The 19,175-nt window shown below is 57.6% G+C and carries 14 protein-coding genes and 1 pseudogene; 8 read left to right on the forward strand and 7 right to left on the reverse strand.

Annotated elements, in window-relative coordinates; genetic code table 11:
- Window positions 1–15: 15 nt before the first annotated feature.
- Both AABC73_RS04305 and garD read left to right on the forward strand, forming a co-directional pair.
- Window positions 16–1,386, forward strand: a complete 1,371-nt coding sequence (locus AABC73_RS04305; RefSeq protein WP_341522605.1) for an MFS transporter — start codon at window positions 16–18, stop codon at window positions 1,384–1,386.
- Window positions 1,387–1,396: 10 nt separating this feature from the next.
- A complete protein-coding gene (gene garD, locus AABC73_RS04310; protein ID WP_341522606.1) occupies window positions 1,397–2,950 on the forward strand; it encodes a galactarate dehydratase in 1,554 nt (517 codons plus the stop codon).
- Between the two features lie 687 nt (window positions 2,951–3,637).
- Here the strand turns inward: garD and AABC73_RS04315 are convergent.
- Window positions 3,638–4,618, reverse strand: a complete 981-nt coding sequence (locus tag AABC73_RS04315; protein WP_341522607.1) for a 2-dehydropantoate 2-reductase — start codon at window positions 4,616–4,618, stop codon at window positions 3,638–3,640.
- Between the two features lie 145 nt (window positions 4,619–4,763).
- Window positions 4,764–5,103: pseudogene (locus AABC73_RS04320) on the reverse strand (Yip1 family protein); the annotation flags it as partial.
- Window positions 5,104–5,363: 260 nt separating this feature from the next.
- Between AABC73_RS04320 and AABC73_RS04325 the strand changes: the two are divergent.
- A complete protein-coding gene (locus AABC73_RS04325) occupies window positions 5,364–6,587 on the forward strand; it encodes a zinc-dependent alcohol dehydrogenase (protein ID WP_341522608.1) in 1,224 nt (407 codons plus the stop codon).
- A 60-nt stretch (window positions 6,588–6,647) separates the two neighbouring features.
- On the opposite strand, the gene AABC73_RS04330 is transcribed toward AABC73_RS04325, so the two are convergent.
- Window positions 6,648–7,418: an alpha/beta fold hydrolase gene (locus tag AABC73_RS04330; protein ID WP_341522609.1), complete on the reverse strand. Its 771-nt coding sequence runs from the start codon at window positions 7,416–7,418 to the stop codon at window positions 6,648–6,650.
- Window positions 7,402–8,526, reverse strand: a complete 1,125-nt coding sequence (locus AABC73_RS04335) for a DUF3182 family protein (protein ID WP_341522610.1) — start codon at window positions 8,524–8,526, stop codon at window positions 7,402–7,404. The genes AABC73_RS04330 and AABC73_RS04335 overlap by 17 nt, the downstream gene beginning before the upstream one ends.
- Before the next feature lie 359 nt (window positions 8,527–8,885).
- On the opposite strand from AABC73_RS04335, the gene AABC73_RS04340 reads away from it, so the two are divergent.
- Window positions 8,886–9,362, forward strand: a complete 477-nt coding sequence (locus tag AABC73_RS04340; protein WP_341522611.1) for a hemerythrin domain-containing protein — start codon at window positions 8,886–8,888, stop codon at window positions 9,360–9,362.
- A 460-nt stretch (window positions 9,363–9,822) separates the two neighbouring features.
- Here AABC73_RS04340 and AABC73_RS04345 read toward each other — a convergent pair whose 3' ends face one another.
- A complete protein-coding gene (locus tag AABC73_RS04345) occupies window positions 9,823–10,020 on the reverse strand; it encodes a hypothetical protein (protein ID WP_341522612.1) in 198 nt (65 codons plus the stop codon).
- A 171-nt stretch (window positions 10,021–10,191) separates the two neighbouring features.
- Entirely contained in the window at window positions 10,192–11,211 is a 1,020-nt protein-coding gene (locus AABC73_RS04350; protein ID WP_341522613.1) for an alpha/beta hydrolase, read from the reverse strand.
- A gap of 199 nt (window positions 11,212–11,410) precedes the next feature.
- On the opposite strand from AABC73_RS04350, the gene AABC73_RS04355 reads away from it, so the two are divergent.
- Window positions 11,411–12,250: a DUF1206 domain-containing protein gene (locus AABC73_RS04355; protein ID WP_341522614.1), complete on the forward strand. Its 840-nt coding sequence runs from the start codon at window positions 11,411–11,413 to the stop codon at window positions 12,248–12,250.
- Window positions 12,251–12,262: 12 nt separating this feature from the next.
- Here AABC73_RS04355 and AABC73_RS04360 read toward each other — a convergent pair whose 3' ends face one another.
- Window positions 12,263–13,813 (reverse strand): sensor domain-containing diguanylate cyclase, encoded by a 1,551-nt coding sequence (locus tag AABC73_RS04360; protein ID WP_341522615.1) that lies wholly within the window; start codon window positions 13,811–13,813, stop codon window positions 12,263–12,265.
- Window positions 13,814–14,275: 462 nt separating this feature from the next.
- On the opposite strand from AABC73_RS04360, the gene AABC73_RS04365 reads away from it, so the two are divergent.
- The 3 genes from AABC73_RS04365 (at window position 14,276) to AABC73_RS04375 (ending at window position 19,122) form a co-directional block, all read left to right on the forward strand.
- On the forward strand, window positions 14,276–15,109 hold the full coding sequence (locus tag AABC73_RS04365) for an inositol monophosphatase (RefSeq protein WP_341522616.1): 834 nt from the start codon (window positions 14,276–14,278) through the stop codon (window positions 15,107–15,109).
- Between the two features lie 606 nt (window positions 15,110–15,715).
- Window positions 15,716–18,724, forward strand: coding sequence for an ATP-binding protein (locus AABC73_RS04370; RefSeq protein WP_341522617.1), 3,009 nt, complete (start codon window positions 15,716–15,718; stop codon window positions 18,722–18,724).
- Window positions 18,721–19,122 (forward strand): response regulator, encoded by a 402-nt coding sequence (locus AABC73_RS04375; RefSeq protein ID WP_341522618.1) that lies wholly within the window; start codon window positions 18,721–18,723, stop codon window positions 19,120–19,122. Before AABC73_RS04370 ends, AABC73_RS04375 begins: the two co-directional genes overlap by 4 nt.
- Window positions 19,123–19,175 lie beyond the last annotated feature (53 nt).

Here is a 19,175-nt window from a genome sequence, read left to right on the forward strand (position 1 = left end):
GGAGTTCACACACACATGCTAAAAACCAAGCCGACTCACGTCCGCTATTTGATCCTGCTCATGCTGTTCCTGGTGACCACGATCAACTACGCCGACCGAGCCACCATCGCTATCGCCGGTTCCAGCCTGCAAAAAAGCCTCGGAATCGACGCCGTAACACTCGGTTTTATCTTCTCTGCGTTTGGCTGGGCTTATGTGGCCGGTCAGATCCCTGGTGGCTGGCTGCTCGACCGCTTCGGTTCGAAGAAAGTCTACGCCCTGAGCATTTTCACCTGGTCGATGTTCACCGTGCTGCAAGGCTATGTCGGTGAGTTCGGTGTTTCGAGCGCCATCGTCCTGCTGTTCCTGCTGCGTTTCATGGTAGGTCTGGCCGAAGCGCCATCCTTCCCTGGCAACGCGCGCATCGTGGCAGCCTGGTTCCCGACCGCTGAACGCGGTACGGCATCCGCCATCTTCAACTCCGCGCAATACTTTGCCACTGTGCTGTTCGCACCGCTGATGGGCTGGATCGTCTACACCTACGGCTGGCAGCATGTGTTCATCGTGATGGGTTCGATCGGCATCGTGTTCTCGATGATCTGGATGAAAGTCATCTACAGTCCCCGCGAACACCCACGCATCAACAAGGAAGAGTTCGATCACATCGCCAACAACGGCGGCATGGTCGACATGGATCAGGACAAGGTCAAAGGCAGCAAATCAGGCCCGAAATGGGACTACATTCGTCAACTGCTGACCAACCGCATGATGCTCGGCATCTACCTGAGCCAATACTGCATCAACGGCATCACCTACTTCTTCCTGACCTGGTTCCCGGTGTATCTGGTTCAGGAGCGCGGCATGACCATCCTCAAGGCCGGCATCATCGCGTCCTTGCCGGCGATCTGCGGCTTTATCGGCGGCGTGTTGGGCGGGATCATTTCCGACTACCTGCTGCGCAAGGGCCATTCGCTGACTTTCGCCCGCAAGGCACCGATCATTGGTGGCCTGCTGCTGTCGACTTCCATCGTCGCGTGCAACTATGTTGATATCGAATGGGTAGTCGTGGGCTTCATGGCTTTGGCGTTCTTCGGTAAAGGCGTGGGCGCATTGGGCTGGGCCGTCATGTCCGACGCTTCGCCGAAACAGATTGCCGGTTTGAGCGGCGGCCTGTTCAACATGTTCGGTAACATTGCATCGATCACTACCCCAATCGTGATTGGCTACATCATCAGCACCACCGGCTCGTTCAAATGGGCTCTGGTGTTCGTGGGTGCCAATGCCGTCGTGGCAGTGTTCAGCTACATTTTCATCGTGGGAGAGATCAAACGCGTTGAATTGAAAGAGCCTCCAAAGGGGCCACTGATTGGCGAAAACGCCAGCGACCTTTCTCAAGCTAAATCCTGAGGAAACCGTGATGAACCTGATTCAACATGCCGATTCGCCACGTTACATCCGGCTGCATGAGCTGGATAACGTGGTCGTGGTGGTCAACGACCAGGGTGTGCCAGCCGGCACCGAGTTCGACAATGGCCTGGTGACCATCGACAACGTACCGCAGAGCCACAAGGTCAACACTGTCGATATCGCCGAGGGCGAGCCGATTATCCGTTACGGGCATACCATTGGTTATGCCTTGCAGCCAATTCCACGGGGCAGTTGGGTCAGGGAAGATCAGCTGCGCATGCCTTCAGCCCCCGCGCTGGACAGCTTGCCGATGTCTGACGCGGTGCCGCAAAAGCAGGCGCCGCTGGAAGGTTTCACCTTCGAGGGTTATCGCAACGCCGACGGCACCGTCGGCACGCGCAACATTCTCGGCATCACCACCACCGTGCAGTGTGTGACCGGTGTGCTGGACCATGCGGTCAAGCGCATCCGTGAGGAGTTGCTGCCCAAATACCCGAACGTCGACGACGTAGTGGCGCTGACCCACAGCTACGGCTGCGGCGTCGCCATTACCGCCACCGACGCGTACATCCCGATTCGTACCGTACGCAATCTGGCCCGCAACCCGAACCTGGGCGGCGAAGCATTGGTCATCAGCTTGGGCTGCGAGAAGTTGCAGGCCGGGCAGGTGATGCACGAAGGCGACAGCTCGGTGGATCTTACTGATCCATGGCTGTATCGCCTGCAGGATTCCAGTCACGGCTTCAACGAAATGATCGAGCAGATCATGGAACTGGCCGAAACCCGCCTGAAGAAACTCGACCTGCGCCGTCGCGAAACCGTGCCGGCCTCCGAGTTGATTCTGGGCATGCAGTGCGGCGGCAGCGATGCGTTTTCCGGCATTACCGCCAACCCGGCTTTGGGTTACGCCTCGGACCTGCTGCTGCGCGCCGGTGCCACGGTGATGTTTTCCGAAGTCACCGAAGTGCGTGACGCGATCTACTTGCTTACCGCACGCGCCGAGTCGCAGGAAGTGGCCGAAGAACTGGTTCGCGAAATGGACTGGTACGATCGCTATCTGGCCAAGGGCGAAGCGGATCGCAGCGCCAACACCACGCCGGGCAACAAGAAGGGCGGGTTGTCGAACATCGTCGAGAAGTCCCTGGGATCGATCGTCAAATCCGGCAGCAGCGCGATCAACGGGGTGCTTGGCCCTGGTGAGCGGTTCAAGCGCAAAGGCCTGATTTTCTGTGCGACGCCGGCGAGCGATTTCGTCTGCGGCACTTTGCAACTGGCGGCCGGGATGAACCTGCACGTGTTCACCACCGGACGCGGCACGCCTTACGGTCTGGCCATGGCGCCGGTGGTCAAGGTGTCGACCCGTACTGAGCTCGCTCAGCGCTGGCCGGACCTGATCGATATCGACGCAGGTCGCATCGCCACAGGCCGCGCCAGCATCGAAGACCTCGGTTGGGAGCTGTTCCACTTCTATCTGGATGTGGCCAGCGGCAAAAAGAAAACCTGGACCGAGCATTATCGTTTGCACAACGACATTACCCTGTTCAACCCCGCGCCGATTACCTGATCGGGTGCTTCCCGCCTTTGGAACGCGGTCAATCTGTGGGAGCGAACTTGCTCGCGAAGTGGGCAGTGCAAGCGATAAAGATTGCGTCGATTGCACCGGCCACTTCGCGAGCAAGCTCGCTCCCACGGACCTGCCTTGTTCAACGCCGCTGCGATTGGAGTGCGCCAATTGTAGGGCCGGATTTATCCGGGAAGGCGTCGGTGCAAGCGATAAAGATTGCGTCGATTGCACCGGCCACTTCGCGAGCAAGCTCGCTCCCACGGACCTGCCTTGTTCAACGCCGCTGCGATTGGAGTGCGCCAATTGTAGGACCGGATTTATCCGGGAAGGCGTCGGTGCAAGCGATAAAGATTGCGTCGATTGCACCGGCCACTTCGCGAGCAAGCTCGCTCCCACGGACCTGCCTTGTTCGACGCCGCTGCGATTGGAGTGCGCCAATTGTAGGACCGGATTTATCCGGGAGGGCGTCGGTGCAAGCGATAAAGATTGCGTCGAGTGCACCGGCCTCTTCGCGAGCAAGCTCGCTCCCACGGACCTGCCTTGTTCAACGCCGCTGCGATTGGAGTGCGCCAATTGTAGGACCGGATTTATCCGGGAGGGCGTCGGTGCAAGCGATAAAGATTGCGTCGATTGCACCGGCCACTTCGCGAGCAAGCTCGCTCCCACGGTTGTAGGTCGGGCGCCGGCCTACACCTTTCCCGCACAAAAATGCGCCAGGGTCAGAATGCTGCGGGTTATGGGCATTGGCACGTTGGCGCGTTCGGCCAGTTCCAGTACGGCGTCGCCTATCGCGGCCAGCTCCAGCGGCAGGCCTTTTTCGAAGTCTTGCCGCATGGAAGTACGCACCGCGCCCATGCTTGCGCCAAAGCGAATAAACGTCTCACGGTCCATGCTCACGCTGGCGTCATAGGTCGTGGCGACCAGCATCGCCTCCTGAAACATACCCATTGCCAGCTCACGCATCTGCGGCAGGCCGTAGATCTGTCCCAAGGTCGCGCCCGTGATCACCGACACTGGATTGGACGTCAGGTTGGCGATGATTTTCGTCCACAGCTGATCGCGCAAACGATCCGTGCCTTGCGCCTCGATGCCGGACGCTTCGATCAGCGCCCGCACGCGTTCGAGACGCGGCGTCAGTTTGTTATCCAGTTCACCGAAGATGATTCGATAAGGATCGTCGGATTTGACCACGCCGGGGCTCGGACATTGAGCGGTGATAAACACCACGCAGCCGATGATCTGGTTCAGATCCAGCGCCGCCGTCAGCAGGCCGCCAGGGTCGACCGCTTCGACGTGTTCGCCATCGAAGCGCCCGCCTTCCCCATGGAAGTACCACCACGGCACGCCATTGACCACTGGCACGACGACAGTCTGCGGGCCGATCAGCGGCTGGATTTGTGACAGTATCTTGCTCAGCGAATGAGCTTTGGCGCAGAGAAATACCAGATCCTGTTCGCCCAGGGCGAGTGCATCGTTGCTGGCATTGACCCGCACGTGATGCTCGCCGTGCACATCACTCAAGTGAATGCCATCACGTTGCAGGATGCTCAGGGTTTCCCCCCGAGCGAAGACATTGATCGCCTGGCCACTCAGGGCCATGCGAGTGGCGAGCGTGCAGCCGATAGCGCCCGCACCGGCGACGCAAATGCGCAGGGAAGAAGAATTCATGACAACTCCGACTGGGAAATACGTCCCGAAAGTGCTTCGGGATGTGTTCAGTATTTACCGGTCGGCAGTTGCCGCACAGCAGTTTTTACAGCCAGGCGGGGCGGCTCTATTCAGACGCATCCCGACACTAGCGAGGTAGCTAACCGGTGTAGGCCGCAAAACCGATGCATTGATTGAGCGTCGGCCGCGCCTCGAACGTACGGGACATCCAGCGGATGAACGCGCCCATGATGATCGTGCTGATCAGAATGGTCACGTAGAGCATCACGCACAGCTGCAGCGCGCTGCTCGCGGTCAGGCGAACCTTTTCACCTTCCGCCAGGCTCCAACCCACTTGCGTCGTGCCGATGTACAGGCTGATCGCGGGTATCAACGCCAACAGCAGCAGATGCAGCAGATAGTGGCGCGGGTGCTTTTTCGTCCTGGCGAATGTCCCGCCATGCATGTTCGGGGTTAGTGAACAATTTAATGAAGTGTGCAGTCATGGCAAATCCCTCTTGCTCTAAGCAGCCTCCAGATTACGGCACGCAGCCGTGTCACTCGTTGGAGGTTAGTTGGCCGCCGGGTTCAGCGAAAAAGGCTGAACGGTATGAGGAATAACCCTGCCTCGTTGCGGGATGTAACTCTGCCGCCCGCTGGTCAACTTATTGCACCCGAACCTGAACTTTAGTTCGTCGAGCAGCCTCCTTTGATTCAAGTACTTCAATTGATGATGATCAAACAGCCACTTGTTCAGGAGAACTCCATGCGCGCACTTACCTATCACGGAGCCCATGATGTCCGGGTCGAAACCGTTCCCGATCCGGTCATTCAGGAAGCTGACGATATCATTCTGAAAGTCACCGCAACCGCCATCTGTGGCTCGGATTTGCACCTGTATCGCGGCAAGATTCCGGCCACTGAGCATGGCGATATTTTTGGTCATGAGTTCATGGGTATTGTCGAGGAAGCTGGATCTCAAGTAACAGCGGTCCAGCCGGGCGACCGCGTGGTAATCCCGTTTGTGATCGCCTGCGGCAGTTGTTTCTTCTGCCAGCTGGATCAGTTCGCCGCTTGCGAAACCACCAACACCGGACGCGGCGCAATTCTGAATAAAAAGTCGATTCCACCTGGGGCTGCACTGTTTGGCTTCAGCCATCTGTACGGCGGGATTCCGGGCGGTCAGGCCGAGTACGTGCGGGTGCCCAAAGGCAATACCGGGCCGTTCAAGGTGCCGGGCACGCTGTCTGACGAAAAGGTGCTGTTCCTCTCCGATATTCTGCCCACTGCCTGGCAAGCGGTGCTCAATGCCGGCATCGGCAAAGGCTCAAGCGTGGCGATTTATGGCGCCGGGCCGGTTGGCCTGCTGAGCGCGGCATGCGTGCGGATGTTGGGTGCGGAGAAGATCTTCATGGTTGATCACCACCCGTATCGGCTCGCCTATGCCGAGGCGACGTATGGCGTTATCCCGATCAACTTCGATGATGACGATGATCCGGCCGATACCATCAGTCGCCAGACCGCAGGCATGCGCGGCGTTGACGGCGTGATCGATGCGGTGGGTTTCGAAGCCAAGGGCAGCACCACGGAAACCATTCTCGCCACCCTCAAGCTTGAAGGCAGCAGCGGCAAGGCGTTGCGCCAGTGCATCGCGGCGGTTCGTCGTGGCGGTACGGTGAGCGTGCCGGGTGTCTACGCAGGTTTTATCCATGGCTTCATGTTCGGCGATGCCTTCGACAAGGGCCTGACTTTCAAGATGGGCCAGACCCACGTGCAGCGCTATCTGCCGGAGCTGCTGGAACACATCGAAAGCGGCGCGTTGAATCCCGAAGCGATCGTCACCCACCGCATGTCGCTGGAAGAGGCAGCCAAAGGCTACAAGATCTTCGACAAGAAAGAAGAGGACTGCCGCAAGGTGATTCTCACGCCGGGCTTCGACAGTCGTGTCGGTGAGCCGGAAAGTGTCGAAGGTGTGTTGTCGGTCAGCTAGTCCGTTTAAGTCGAAGGCCTTCGCTGAAGGCCTTCGTGACTGAAACCGGGTCGAAATAGCTCAGGAATATTTCGACGAATGATGTGGGTAGTCCACCAGACGTGCGCCGATCACCATTTCGCTGATCCAGTTGGTCAGCATCGAGCTGTAGATGCTTTGGCTGATGTCGCTGCTCAGCGCGTGGTCGGCGCCGTCCACCAGCCGATACGTCAACGAATGCGCCAGTTCGAACGCGCCGCGATAACTCATCAGCGTGGCGTGGGGCACGTAATCGTCCTGCTCGGATTCGATGAGCAGCACATCCCCCTTGAATTCCTTGCACGCCGCCAGCGCGCGATTGTCCGCGGCGGTCACGGCCGAGCGGCGATAGTGGGCGAGCTTGTCCCGATCCAGTTCTTGTTTGGGCATCTCCCAGTCGGCGTCCCAATACAGCGCCGGCACCCGCAAGGCCAGCCATTTGACCGGGCGCAGGCCGCTGAGGATTGTTGCCAGATAACCGCCATAACTGCTGCCGATCACGGCGATGGCGCTGTCGTCCACGGCCGGATGACTGACCAGCCGGTCGTAAGCGGCGACCAGATCAGCCAGGCTGTCTTCGCGAGACACGTGGGCGCGCATTTCATGGGTGCGTTCATGGCCGCGCAAATCGAATGTCAGGCACACGCAGCCCAGGCCGGTAATGTTTTTCGCCCGCGCCAGGTCACGCTGTTGGCTGCCGCCCCAGCCGTGGACGAACAGGATGCCGGGGATTTTCGCGCCGGGGGTCAGGATTGTTCCCGAAATCGACTGGTTATCTACGGCAATTTCAATGCTTTCACTGCTGACGCTCATAAGGTTGAACCTGTGTGAATTTGGTAATGAATCCCACGTCCGGGTCGTCGCCCTCGTAAAGCACATTGGCCCCTGCCGCAAGCGTAGTAGGGCCGTAGATCTCGTGGGTGGAGGCGCAAATCGCCTGTAGATCGGGATCGGCCGCGAATGCCAGCAACGCCTCGACTTCCGCCGCGCTGGCACCGCCGATGCGCCAGGATTGCTCAAGCACGCCGGAACAACGCTTGCCTTGGCCGTTGGTGCCTTGGGCAATGTCGTAATTGCGCCGGGAAGCGATAAAGTCCGGAAAACACTCAAAGGCCGCCTGCTCATAACGCATTGCCTGCGTGACGGCTTGTCTGACGGATGCTTCGAGGGGTTCTTTGAGCAGCATCTGATAATCGCCGCGCACGACCCACAGCGTCGAACCGCCATACACCGTTTCACCGTGATTGTCCTGAGTCAGGCATTGGGTGCCGTGATAGCTGGCGGTGATCCCGGCAACGCTGACCTGACCGACACTCAAGGTCACGACATCGGTCAGGTCTTCTTCCAGCACCAGCCCCCAGGTTTCGACTTCCTTCATGTCCTGCTGCGCGATGGCCTGGTCGAGCTCGGTTTCATCGTGCGCGACGATCTGTCCGCGACCCGCCGTAGCCAGAACCGGTTTAATGCGCACCGGTCCATTGGCCAGAATCAACCGCCCGGCGCGATCCGCGTCCTGTTGGTTGAACACGGTATAACCGGCCAGCACCGCGTCTGCGGTCTGCTCATCAAACTGCTCGGACCAGCCGGGTGGTTTGGCAGTGGCGTTGGGTATAAGCGGATGGGAGATGGCTTTGGTGGCCATGAACGGTTGCGAGATCAGCCCGCCGAACAAGTCGTTGGCGTCGTCGATATGCAGCGCGCTGTGTTCCTGCTTGCCGATCAGCGTGTCGGAAGGAACGTAATACAGGCCAGGTTGAGTATGGATGGCGCTGTCATACAGGCCTTCGAATTGCGTACCGAGCAACCCGGCGAGCTTTTCTGCGAGCGCCTGATGCACGACGATTTCGTGTGTTGCGAGCTTTTTATGGGTGGACAAGAGAACTACGGCAGCTTTTTTTATGCTCGTTCCGGATCCGCTCATTGATCAACTCCTGGTCCATAGGATGGTTGAGATAAAACTCCGACCTAAGGTTTCGAGCCAGTGTGCAAAGCTAGAGTTCCGCAATTCAGATGAGTGGTTTTAACCGAATTTTGCCGATAGTAAAGTCTGCAAGATACATAACGCAAAATGCCGGGAGGCTAGTACCGGGTTCATGCATTTTGCATGGGTAGAAACCGTCAGCGGTTTGCTAATTAGTTGATTCGGCTAGTGTTTATCGTTCTCCGACTTTGGGCATGAAAGCTGCTCTGTTAGTTGCTACACGATTTAAGTGTTGAAGCTGAACCAGCAACTAAAAAATCAAGGCGACGCATACAGTCGCCCTCTTGCGGAGAAACCTGATGAACGCTATCGAGCTGTTGGAACAAGACCATGTGCGCGTTAAAGACATCCTCACTCAGCTGAGCGAGTCCACCGACCGCGCGATCAAAAAACGTACCGATTTGCTGGCCAAGCTGGAAATGGAACTGACCATCCATACCCAGCTTGAGGAAGAAATCCTCTATCCCGCTTTCAAGGAAGCCGGGAGCAAGGAGCAGGACATCATGTATTACGAAGCCAAGGAAGAGCACCGCACCGTGGACTCGCTGGTCCTGCCGGATCTGAAAATGACCGATCCAGGCACGCCGGAATTTTCCGGTCGGGTCAAGGTGGTCAAGGAGCTGCTTGAGCATCACATCGAGGAAGAAGAAACCGAGATGTTCCCTCAGTGCAAGGAACTGCTCGGTAAAGGGCGTCTTGAAGAAATCGGCGCGCAGATGGAAGCCTTGAAAGCCGAGTTGAAAAAACAGCTGTCGGCGGTTAACAAGGCGGCATAAAAGCACTTGGTAAGAGCCAGCTTGGTGGCGAGGCGATGATCCGGTTTCATCAGGATCGAAGCTTCGCGAGCAAGCTCGCTCCCACGAATCACTTAATCTGTGGGAGCCGAGCTTGCTCGCGAAGAACGATAACGCGGTACACCTGGCCCACCGAGCCGCCTGATTCGCGGGCAAGCCTCGCTCCAACGAATTGGATTGGACCTGTAGGAGCCGAGCTTGCTCGCGAAGAACGATGACGCGGTACATCTGGCCCACCGAGCCGCCTGATTCGCGAGCAAGCTCGCTCCCAAGGGGCCGGTGTCCAAACAGCAGACAAAAAAAGACCCGCTACGCGGCGGGCCAATGGGATTCAACAGGAGTGATTGCAGGTTAGGGGCGCAAACGTGAAAGGCGTGTGAAATGGATGTCGCAGAAACGCGAAGCCCGGCAATAGCCGGGCTTGATACAACGTCGAACATGCTCAGCGCGCTTGGGCAGACGCCTGTCTTGCCGAGTTGCCCTGAGCTTTCGCTGGAAAAGTATGCGGTGCGTTGAGTCTTGAAGCCATTCGGTCAGCAAATTCCTTGGCTTCAATCAAACTTCGACATTTGACCGGGTAGTTGTCCAGCTTCACGACCCAATTGGCCCCGTGAGTACCTTCTTCAATTTGGATAAGCATCGGTAAGCATCTCCATTAATAAGTCGGTGAACACCATGCCGCGCTTCAGCGGCGAGAAATCAGCGAGAAAATCCTGCGCCGAATGGGATGGATGAGCCAGCGAAAAATTACCTAACCGATGAAACGCCGCGACCTTTTCGGATCGCGACGTTTTTTATGGCTGAGGCTCTGTCAGTTCAGATGCGCTTTAAGTTCGGCACCGGCCTGACGCATGGCGGCTTTTACTTCAGGGATCTGATGCAGCGGGTTGAGCAGACCGTAATCGTGCACCATCCCGTTGTAACGCACTGCCGTCACTTCGACCCCAGCGGCGTCGAGCTTACGGGCGTACGCTTCGCCTTCATCACGCAGCACATCGGCACCGGCAGTCTGGATCAGCGCTGGCGGCAGGCCGCGCAGTTGATCGGTGCTGGCCTGCAATGGCGAGGCATGGATCTGCGCACGTTCGCTGGCGTTAGTGGTGTAGTTGTCCCAGAACCACTGCATCATGCCTTTGGTCAGGAAGTGACCTTCGGCGAATTCGTTATACGAGCCGGTATCGAACTTCGCATCGGTCACCGGCCACAACAACAGCTGGAAGCGCAGTTTCGGGGTGTTCTGTTCCTTGGCCATCAAGCTGACCACCGCCGCCATGTTGCCGCCGACGCTGTTACCGGCCACAGCCAGGCGTGAGCCATCGACGCCGATGTCCTTGCCATGCTCGGCAACCCATTTGGTCGCGGCGTAAGCCTGGTTGATCGCAGTCGGGTAATGCGCTTCCGGAGACGGCGTGTAGTTGACGTAAACCGCCACCGCGCCGGAATTCACCACCAGGTCACGAATCAGGCGTTCGTGAGTCGGGTAGTCGCCCAGCACCCAGCCGCCACCGTGGAAGAACATGAACACTGGCAAGTCACCTTTGACGTTGGCGGGGCGCACGATTTTCAAACCGATGGATTCGCCTGCCACCTTGATGGTGCGGTCGCTGACTTGAACTCCGGAAAGGTCAACCTTCACCGACTGTTGCGCACCGGTCAGCACTGCACGAGCGTCTTTCGGGCTCAGCTGCTCAAGCGGCTTGCCGCCGCCTGCTGCCAGGGCGTTGAGAAACCCTTGGGTCTGGTGTTCGACATAAGTGCTTTCAGCGGCGAAGGCCGTGTTGATGGACAGGGCAAGTACGGTCAGGGAAGCGGCTTTCTGGATGAAGTTCATGATGATAGTCCTTGATGATCAGTGAGTAATGGTTGGGCTGTTTCAGCACCATGGACATAGATTAGTGTTCATCAAGAAAGTGATAAAGCGGCTGGTTAGCGTTTCACTGTCAACCTGAGAGAGACAGTTGCTCACGTCGTTGCAACGAACTACTGACTGTCCTTGTCTATGCCCTATCTTCTCGTTGTGGACTTTTGACATGTCGCCCAATCGTGGCCTTGTATTACTCGCCCGTGGTGGCTACGCCGCCCGTGGTCTGGTTTATCTCATCATCGGTGCTTTCGCTTTGCTGGCTGCTCTGGGTTCCGGGCAGCCGACTGACAGCCACAGCAGCCTGGAAAAAGTACTCAGTCAGCCGTTTGGGCATGTGCTGGTGGGCATCGTGGTAGTCGGGTTGATCGCCTTTGCCGCCTGGCGTCTGTTGCAGGCGACCCGGGATGTGGACCATCACGGCACAGGTTTCAAAGGTATCGCCATTCGAGCAGGCCTCCTGGCGGGCGCCGTCAGCAATGGGCTGCTGGCGTTCTTCGCCTTGAGCCTGCTGATCAGCGGTTTGAAAAGCTCCAGCGGCTCCAAAGACGGCGGCAAGACCGAAGACTTTCTGGCGACACTGCTTTCATGGGATCACTCGAACCTGCTGATCTATCTCGCGGCACTGGTGCCGTTGGTGGTGGGGATTATTCATATCGTCAAAGGCTGGAAAGCGACGTTCGAAAAGTATTTCGAAGCCGACGAGCAGGTCATGCGCTATGTGCGGCCTATTTCTCGCTTCGGCCTGATTGCGCGTGGCGTGGCCTTCATCGAAATCTCGGCGCTGCTCGCCCTCAGCGGTTCCAGTTACCAGGCCATGCACCCGCCCGGGATGAAAGACGCCATGAACGGTCTGCAAAGCCTGCCCATGGGTTGGCTGGTGCTGTCGGTGGTTGCGGTTGGGCTGATGGCGTTTGCCGTTTACAGCTTTGCCGAAGCGATATGGCGCAAGATCAACATGGATGTGCCGGATGCGCCCCATGCACTCAAAAAGCATGTCGGTCTGTGAAGGCTGAGATGTTCAAACGTGGAGGAGGGGCTCAGTCTCGAACACCTTTGTCTGATTACGGCCCGTTCGTTTGGCGTTATAGAGCGCTGTATCGGCCTTGCCGATGATGTCAGCAATGGCCTCCTCGCCTGTGGGGATGAGCGTGTGGCAACCGAGGCTGATGGTCAGTTTGCCGAGAGGGTTGGTGCTGTGAGTGATATTCAGGCCCGCGACGCGGTTGCGAATCAACTCGGCAATACTCCATGCACCCGCTGCATCGGTACCCGGCAGCAGAACGGCAAATTCCTCGCCACCGAATCTGACGGCCAGATCCGAAGGTCGCTGGCTGCTCTGCTGCACGGTCTGGGCCACCTGCGCCAAACAACGATCACCCGCAATGTGCCCGTAGGCATCGTTAAAGCTTTTGAAAAAATCGATATCCATCATGATCAGGCTGACAGGCTGCTGTTGACGTGCCCCGCGTTTCAATTCCGTTTTGAACGCTGTTTCGAACAACCGGCGATTGGCGAGCCCGGTCAGGGTGTCATGGGTGGCCAGAAGCTCCAGAGCGCTCTGCGCCTTGCGCAGATCCGCCTCCACCCTGATGCCGTTTTTAACTTGCACAATCACCAGGAAACCAAAAAGACATATCACTACAATAACGCCGCCGGTGATCAAGCTGGTGCGAAAAGCCGTGTTATACCATTCATGAAGAATGGCGCTCTCTGAACTGGCAGCGGCCACCACCAACGGATACTTGGCCAGCCATTTATAACCTACGATTCGGACTTGGCCATCGAGGGAAGATTTGATCAGCGCAGTATTCGACAGGGGATTGGCGTTATGCTCGCGAAATATTTCTCCCTCTGCGATTGATACTCCAATGAGATTGCTGGTCCAGGGCCGTCGGGTGAGCAACGTTCCGTCGGCCAAAGCCAGCAACATTGCTCCATTGGCATCGATGTTGAAACCTTTGAAGAAGTCATCGAAGTACGTCATGTTGAGTGCCGCAAGTACCACGCCAGCAAATTCTCCCTGGGTATTATTGATCCTTCGCGATATCGGAATGATCCATTCGCCGTTTTCGCGGCTGCGAATGGGCGCGCCAATATGCGGTGACAAATCGGGATTACGTTCATGGTATTTAAAATAGGCGCGATCCGCGACAGTCGTCTGGGTAGGCATCTGCGCAAATGAACTGATCAACCAGTTACCGTTGGCGTCAAAGACAAACAGACCATGCAGTTGGCTCAGCGCCTGAACCTGGCTGAGCAGCAGGTCGTGAAGACGTATTTTTTGTGGCGACTCGTGGCCGTAGGCTTGCAGCCAGCCGATCAGGTTCTGCAGAGCGAAATCCGCTTCATCGAAGGTGTCTTGGGCTTGTTGCGCCATCGCTCGTGCAATGTTGGATGAAGATATCTCGGCCTGCTTCAATTCATGCTGTTTGGCATCGGCCAGGTGCAGTGCAAGTAAGCCAAGCAAGGCAATGCAGACGAATCCGATGAAGAAAACCGTGAGCACTATCAGCGGAAGACGTTTTAAGCGGTGCTCGGGTATTGCAACTTCATGGATCACTACGGGCATATAGATTCTCAAAGGGAGAGTTATTATTGGATGAGAACCATGTCCTTGTGGAAAGTGAGTCTATCCAGTTACGGCTCGACTAGCAATTGGCCATTTGTTTGATTTCCAAAAAAATGACGCTGGTTGTTTGGCACTTTCGGCAGACATTACGTAGATGTATCTGCTGGTCGCGAGGGTTCGTTTTACATATAAAGTCTTGATTAACTTCAGGGTGTCAGGTTGGTAGTTGATTTATGCAAGTGTTTTTTACTGGGTTGAATGAGACGCCATCAGTAACATTGGAATGTTTTGGATCATGCCGCCGCTGATTTCGCGTCAAGCGCGATGGCTCTGGTTTTCGAGGGTCGACTTCAGATTTATGCGCTGCCAGAATGGCTTCCCTTTCAATGCGTCCTGTCCGCTGTTTTCCACCAGGAATTCATCTTCATCTGAATTCGACATCGCCAAGACCAGGAGCGACCCATGCAGCGTCATCCTTCAATAGATGCTCCATTGAGCCCCGAGGCCTTGCAGGCCCGGTATGAATGCGCCCGAGACCTGGCGATGGAAGCTGCGCGTCGCGCCCTTGGCCCTTACAAGGAACGGGAAAGTCTGATCGTCAATCACAAGGGGGATCAGACCCAGGATCTGGTGAGTATCGTCGATCAGGAGACCGAGGCCTTTATCAAGAAGCGGCTGGCCGAATGCTTCCCGGACGACGGTTTCCTCGGCGAAGAAACCGGCGGCGCGACGCTTGATGCGCGCTGTATCTGGGTCGTTGACCCTATCGATGGCACCCGCTGTTTCGTCAACGGCCTGCACGCCTGGTGTGTATCCATTGGCCTGCTGGTTGATGGCGAGCCCATGGTCGGCGCAGTTGCTGACGCCATCCATGACGAGCTGTTTCATGCCTGTTCGGGGCAGGGCGCCTGGCTCAACGGGCAGCGTCTGAGCGTCAACAGTGCCCCCGATATTCGCCACGGCGTGATGGGCGTCGGCACATCCCTGCGGCGCGGCAAAGAGCACTTCATTCCGTTCATTACCCAGTTATTGGAGCAAGGCGGCACCTTCATTCGCAATGGTTCGGGGGCGCTGATGGTGGCGTATGTCGCGGCAGGCCGTTTGATCGGTTACTACGAAACCCATATCAACAGCTGGGATTGCCTGGCCGGACTGGTGCTGGTCAAAGAGGCCGGCGGCTTGCAGAACGACTTCCTGCGTAACCAGGGTCTGACCCAAGGCAACCCGCTGCTGGTCGCCAGCCCGCAGGTCTATCGGCAAGTGGCGCAGATGATCGGATCTTCGCTGGACGAGTGAAGTGCTTGGCCACTCAATTTGCCTGACCCAACTCGATAGCCTGCGCCGACGCCTTCCCGGACAAGTCCGGCCCCGCAAAAACGCCGATTCCGTTAGCGCGAGGTATTTCCTTCGGATCGGTTCTGGACTGCTTTGCGATCTGTCATTCAATTCAGAGTACAAGTCGCCACCTTTTATTGAGTCGGCAAACTATTAACTTCGCGCGCTGACGATTCTCAGGCTAAGCCTTAGATGAGTAATTTGATAAAAGCCAGGCTTCCGGATTACACCAAGGATCTCTCGTCCTGTCGTAGCTGAGGCAGATTTAACGCCCAAATGAATAGAATTGCTTTAAAGAGGTCCCGTGTGTATCGATCTGCTGTTATGGTGGCCCGTTGCCCCCGTTGCCCCCGTTGCCCCCGTTGCCCCCGTCGGCCGCGTCCATCAGGCTTTTTCAACGCGGGGCTACCTTCCAAATCTGCACGCCGTACCTTCGCATCTGCCTGATTGTCGACCTGGCCTCCTGTCCTCTCGACAACTTGGTGTGTCCGGCCTACACCGCTTTTAACGTCCATACTTCCAGTCGGACCGGGCTGTTCCCGTTTGCAGGATCCAGGAGTTTGCGCAATGAACGACTACACGCAGGACGCGAGCCTGGCTATAGCGTCAGCACCTGAGCTCGACGCTGCGTTGGCCGACTGCGCAAATGAGCCGATCCGCATTCCCGGAGCCATTCAGCCTCATGGCGTATTGCTTGCCCTCAGCGGTATGCCTCTGCGCATCGAGCAGGTCAGCGCCAACTGTGCCAGGGTCTTAGGGCTCGACAGCAGTGAACTGTTGGGCAAAACCATGGCGATGCTGGTGTCGCCACAACAGGCGGACCACATTGAACGGGCGTGTTCCGGTTCCGGTCTGGGTGACAATGATCCGATTCGTCTGAGTTTTGGCGATTCGGACTACAGCGCCACGCTGCACCGTAGCGAAGACGCCTGGATTATCGAACTCGAGCCTTTTCTAGAATCCACGCAGGAGCATTCCAGGGTCATTGCCCGGGTGCTGCGCAACCTGCAGGCGGTCAATACGCTGGAGACGCTGTTCGATATCAGCGTGCATGAGATCCAGGCGCTGACCGGTTATGACCGGGTAATGATCTACCGCTTCGAGCCCGAGGGGCATGGCAAGGTTGTGGCCGAGGCGCTGACCGGCAGTTTGCCGAGTTATCACGGTTTGAATTTTCCCGGTTCCGACATTCCCGCGCAGGCCCGGGAGTTGTATCGCCTGAACTGGATCAGGGTGATTCCTGACGCTACCTATACGCCCGTTCCGTTGGTGCCGCTGCTCAGGCCTGCGACAGGGCAACCGCTTGATATGAGTTTCTCGACCCTGCGCAGCGTTTCCCCGATTCATTGTGAATACCTGAAGAACATGGGCGTGCGTTCGTCGATGAGCATTTCGTTGCTGGACAACGGCGAGCTCTGGGGGCTTATTGCCTGTGGTCATCCCGAGCCGCTACTGGTTCCGCGTGAGTTTCGCGATGCCTGCACGCTGATCGGTCAGCTGTTGTCGGTGAAAATCGCCTCGATTGTTGCGACTCAGATCCAGCGGGAACGAGAGGAGAAAGTCATCTTGCTCGGGGAGCTGGCATCGGCCATGGGCCGTGCCGACCGGGAAATTCTGGATGGGCTGGTGAGCCGGCCCGAACTCCTTCAGTCCCTGACCCTGGCCGAGGGGGCCGCAGTGCTGATCGAGGATCGACTTCACCTGTTCGGAAACTGCCCGAGTCAGGAGCAGGTGCGAGCGCTATATCTCTGGATTCGTGATGTCGGTCTGACGCAGAAAAAATTGAAGGAGCGCGCCATTGGTCTTCAAGGCCTGGGCGTATTCCATTCCAACTCGATTCATCAGGAAAATCCCGCCAGCGCCGCCTATTGCGACGTGGCAAGCGGAGTCATCGCCTTCATCCTGCCCAAGCCCATCGACAACGCCGTCATGTGGTTTCGCCCCCAGCTGACCTCAACGATGAACTGGAGTGGAAATCCGGCTCAGCACTTGAGCCCCGCACCGGTCGGCTCTGCCAGCCATCGTCTGCACCCTCGGCAATCGTTTGATCTCTGGGAGCAGCAGGTCACCGGGATCGCGCAGCCTTGGTCCAGGGGCGATCTCTATGCCGCCGAGGATATTCGCCGTTCGGCACTGGAGCACGATCTGGAACGCCAGGTACACCGCGAGCAGGAAGCGGTGCGCTTGCGTGACGAACTGGTGGCCGTGGTTTCCCATGACCTGCGCAACCCCATGTCCATCATCATCATGCAGTGCGGCATGCTGCAGCGCTGGGCTACCAGTGACTCAATCGTCGAGAACGGTCGCATTCGCGGCGCGTTGGGGACCATTGAAAAGGCGACGACCCGCATAAACAGCCTCCTGGAAGATTTACTCGATACGGCGAAAATCGACTCTGGCCGTTATCAACTGTCCTGCTTCCCGCTGACGGTCACCAGCCTGCTGGAAGAAAGCTGCAGTTTGCTCGTTACGCTGACGGCAGACAAAAACATTGAACTCAATTGCACGGCCGAGCCGGGACTGGTGATCGACGCTGATCCCGAGCGAATCTTTCAAGTGCTCTCCAATCTGGTGGGGAACGCGATCAAGTTCACGCCGCAAGGCGGTCAGATCAATATTGCCGCGACCCGCAACGGGGACGATGTGCTGTTTCGCGTGAGTGACAATGGCATTGGAATACCTGCGGAACACCTGCCCCATATTTTCCAGCGCTACTGGTCGGTAAAGAAAGGCAATCCTAATGGCAACGGCCTGGGGCTCTACATTTCCCAAGGCATCATCGCCGCGCACGGGGGTCAGTTACGGGTGCAAAGTGGGCCGGGTCCGGGAAGCGTTTTCACTTTCAATCTGCGCGCCCACGACGGACCAAGTCTTGCTGGTGAGACGATTTTCCTGAAGCAGAGCGGCACTGCCCAGCGTCTGGCGCAATCGATTACCACCCGGCTGGAGCGGCAACAGCAGGAGGATCGCACAGCGCGGGCGGCACTGCTCAACGAGCTCAATCATCGGGTAAAAAACACGCTGGCGACCGTCCAGGCGATGGCGGCCCTCACTGCCAGCAGCTCTGATTCCCTGGCGTCGTTTCGCAAGAGTTTCGACGCGCGACTGTTTGCCTTGAGTCAGGCGCATGACGCCCTTGCGCAGGCCGAATGGACCTCCAGTCAACTTGCGGATCTGGTCCTCCAGCTACAGGCCACGGGTCGCGGGACGAACCAGATCACGTTCAACGGCGATCAGGTCACACTCGAGCCCAGGACATCACTGACCCTTTCCATGGTGTTCCACGAATTGATGACCAATGCGCTGCAGCATGGCGCCTTAATGTCGTCCAGCGGCCGCGTTACGATCACCGCCACTCTGAATCCGGCCGAAAACCCGCAGACGCTGAAAATCGACTGGGTCGAAACAGGCGCCCCGCCAGCCGCGGAAAACGTGGTCAAAGGCTTTGGTTTTCGACTGATCCGTCGCAGCATCGAGGGCGAGCTGCAAGGCAAGGCGCAGGTGGATTTCCCGAGTTCAGGTCTGCATTATTCGATGCTCATCCCATGGATTGAAACCTCGGGAGACGCCTTATGAATGCGCCCCCAGCGCTGCCCCGGGTTTTCATTGTCGAAGACGAAACAATGCTGGCGATGCTGATGGAAGCCATGCTCGAAGACCTGGGTTACGCAACGGCATTTCACGCCAGCACCCTCGCCGACGGCTTGAACTACGCGCTCACGGGCCAGTACGATCTGGCGATTCTCGACGTTAACATCATCGGCGGCACGTCTTTTCCAATAGCCGCCGCGATCACCGGGCGCGGCATACCTTTCGTGTTTTGCTCAGGTTACGGCCGAGTCGGCATACCCGATTTATGGGCGAACCGGCATTGCATCGCGAAGCCTTTCAGCGAAGCCCAGTTGGGTGAGGCGTTGAAGGAGGTGCTTGCTGGAGGTATCGCGAGCAGTAGCGCAGCCCCGAACTCGATGTAACCCGCCGCGCCCACGGTCGAAAAGCCCTCAGCGTCGGTTCAGGCCTGGACCCG

This window comes from Pseudomonas sp. G.S.17 (assembly GCF_038096165.1).
GTDB lineage: Bacteria > Pseudomonadota > Gammaproteobacteria > Pseudomonadales > Pseudomonadaceae > Aquipseudomonas.

What these genes read in the sequence shown, in the direction of transcription:
- AABC73_RS04305 (WP_341522605.1), top strand. Translation starts at nt 16, where the DNA reads ATGCTAAAAACCAAGCCGACTCACGTCCGCTATTTGATCCTGCTCATG.
- garD (WP_341522606.1), top strand. Translation starts at nt 1,397, where the DNA reads ATGAACCTGATTCAACATGCCGATTCGCCACGTTACATCCGGCTGCAT.
- AABC73_RS04315 (WP_341522607.1), bottom strand. Translation starts at nt 4,618, where the DNA reads ATGAATTCTTCTTCCCTGCGCATTTGCGTCGCCGGTGCGGGCGCTATC.
- AABC73_RS04325 (WP_341522608.1), top strand. Translation starts at nt 5,364, where the DNA reads ATGCGCGCACTTACCTATCACGGAGCCCATGATGTCCGGGTCGAAACC.
- AABC73_RS04330 (WP_341522609.1), bottom strand. Translation starts at nt 7,418, where the DNA reads ATGAGCGTCAGCAGTGAAAGCATTGAAATTGCCGTAGATAACCAGTCG.
- AABC73_RS04335 (WP_341522610.1), bottom strand. Translation starts at nt 8,526, where the DNA reads ATGAGCGGATCCGGAACGAGCATAAAAAAAGCTGCCGTAGTTCTCTTG.
- AABC73_RS04340 (WP_341522611.1), top strand. Translation starts at nt 8,886, where the DNA reads ATGAACGCTATCGAGCTGTTGGAACAAGACCATGTGCGCGTTAAAGAC.
- AABC73_RS04345 (WP_341522612.1), bottom strand. Translation starts at nt 10,020, where the DNA reads ATGCTTATCCAAATTGAAGAAGGTACTCACGGGGCCAATTGGGTCGTG.
- AABC73_RS04350 (WP_341522613.1), bottom strand. Translation starts at nt 11,211, where the DNA reads ATGAACTTCATCCAGAAAGCCGCTTCCCTGACCGTACTTGCCCTGTCC.
- AABC73_RS04355 (WP_341522614.1), top strand. Translation starts at nt 11,411, where the DNA reads ATGTCGCCCAATCGTGGCCTTGTATTACTCGCCCGTGGTGGCTACGCC.
- AABC73_RS04360 (WP_341522615.1), bottom strand. Translation starts at nt 13,813, where the DNA reads ATGCCCGTAGTGATCCATGAAGTTGCAATACCCGAGCACCGCTTAAAA.
- AABC73_RS04365 (WP_341522616.1), top strand. Translation starts at nt 14,276, where the DNA reads ATGCAGCGTCATCCTTCAATAGATGCTCCATTGAGCCCCGAGGCCTTG.
- AABC73_RS04370 (WP_341522617.1), top strand. Translation starts at nt 15,716, where the DNA reads ATGAACGACTACACGCAGGACGCGAGCCTGGCTATAGCGTCAGCACCT.
- AABC73_RS04375 (WP_341522618.1), top strand. Translation starts at nt 18,721, where the DNA reads ATGAATGCGCCCCCAGCGCTGCCCCGGGTTTTCATTGTCGAAGACGAA.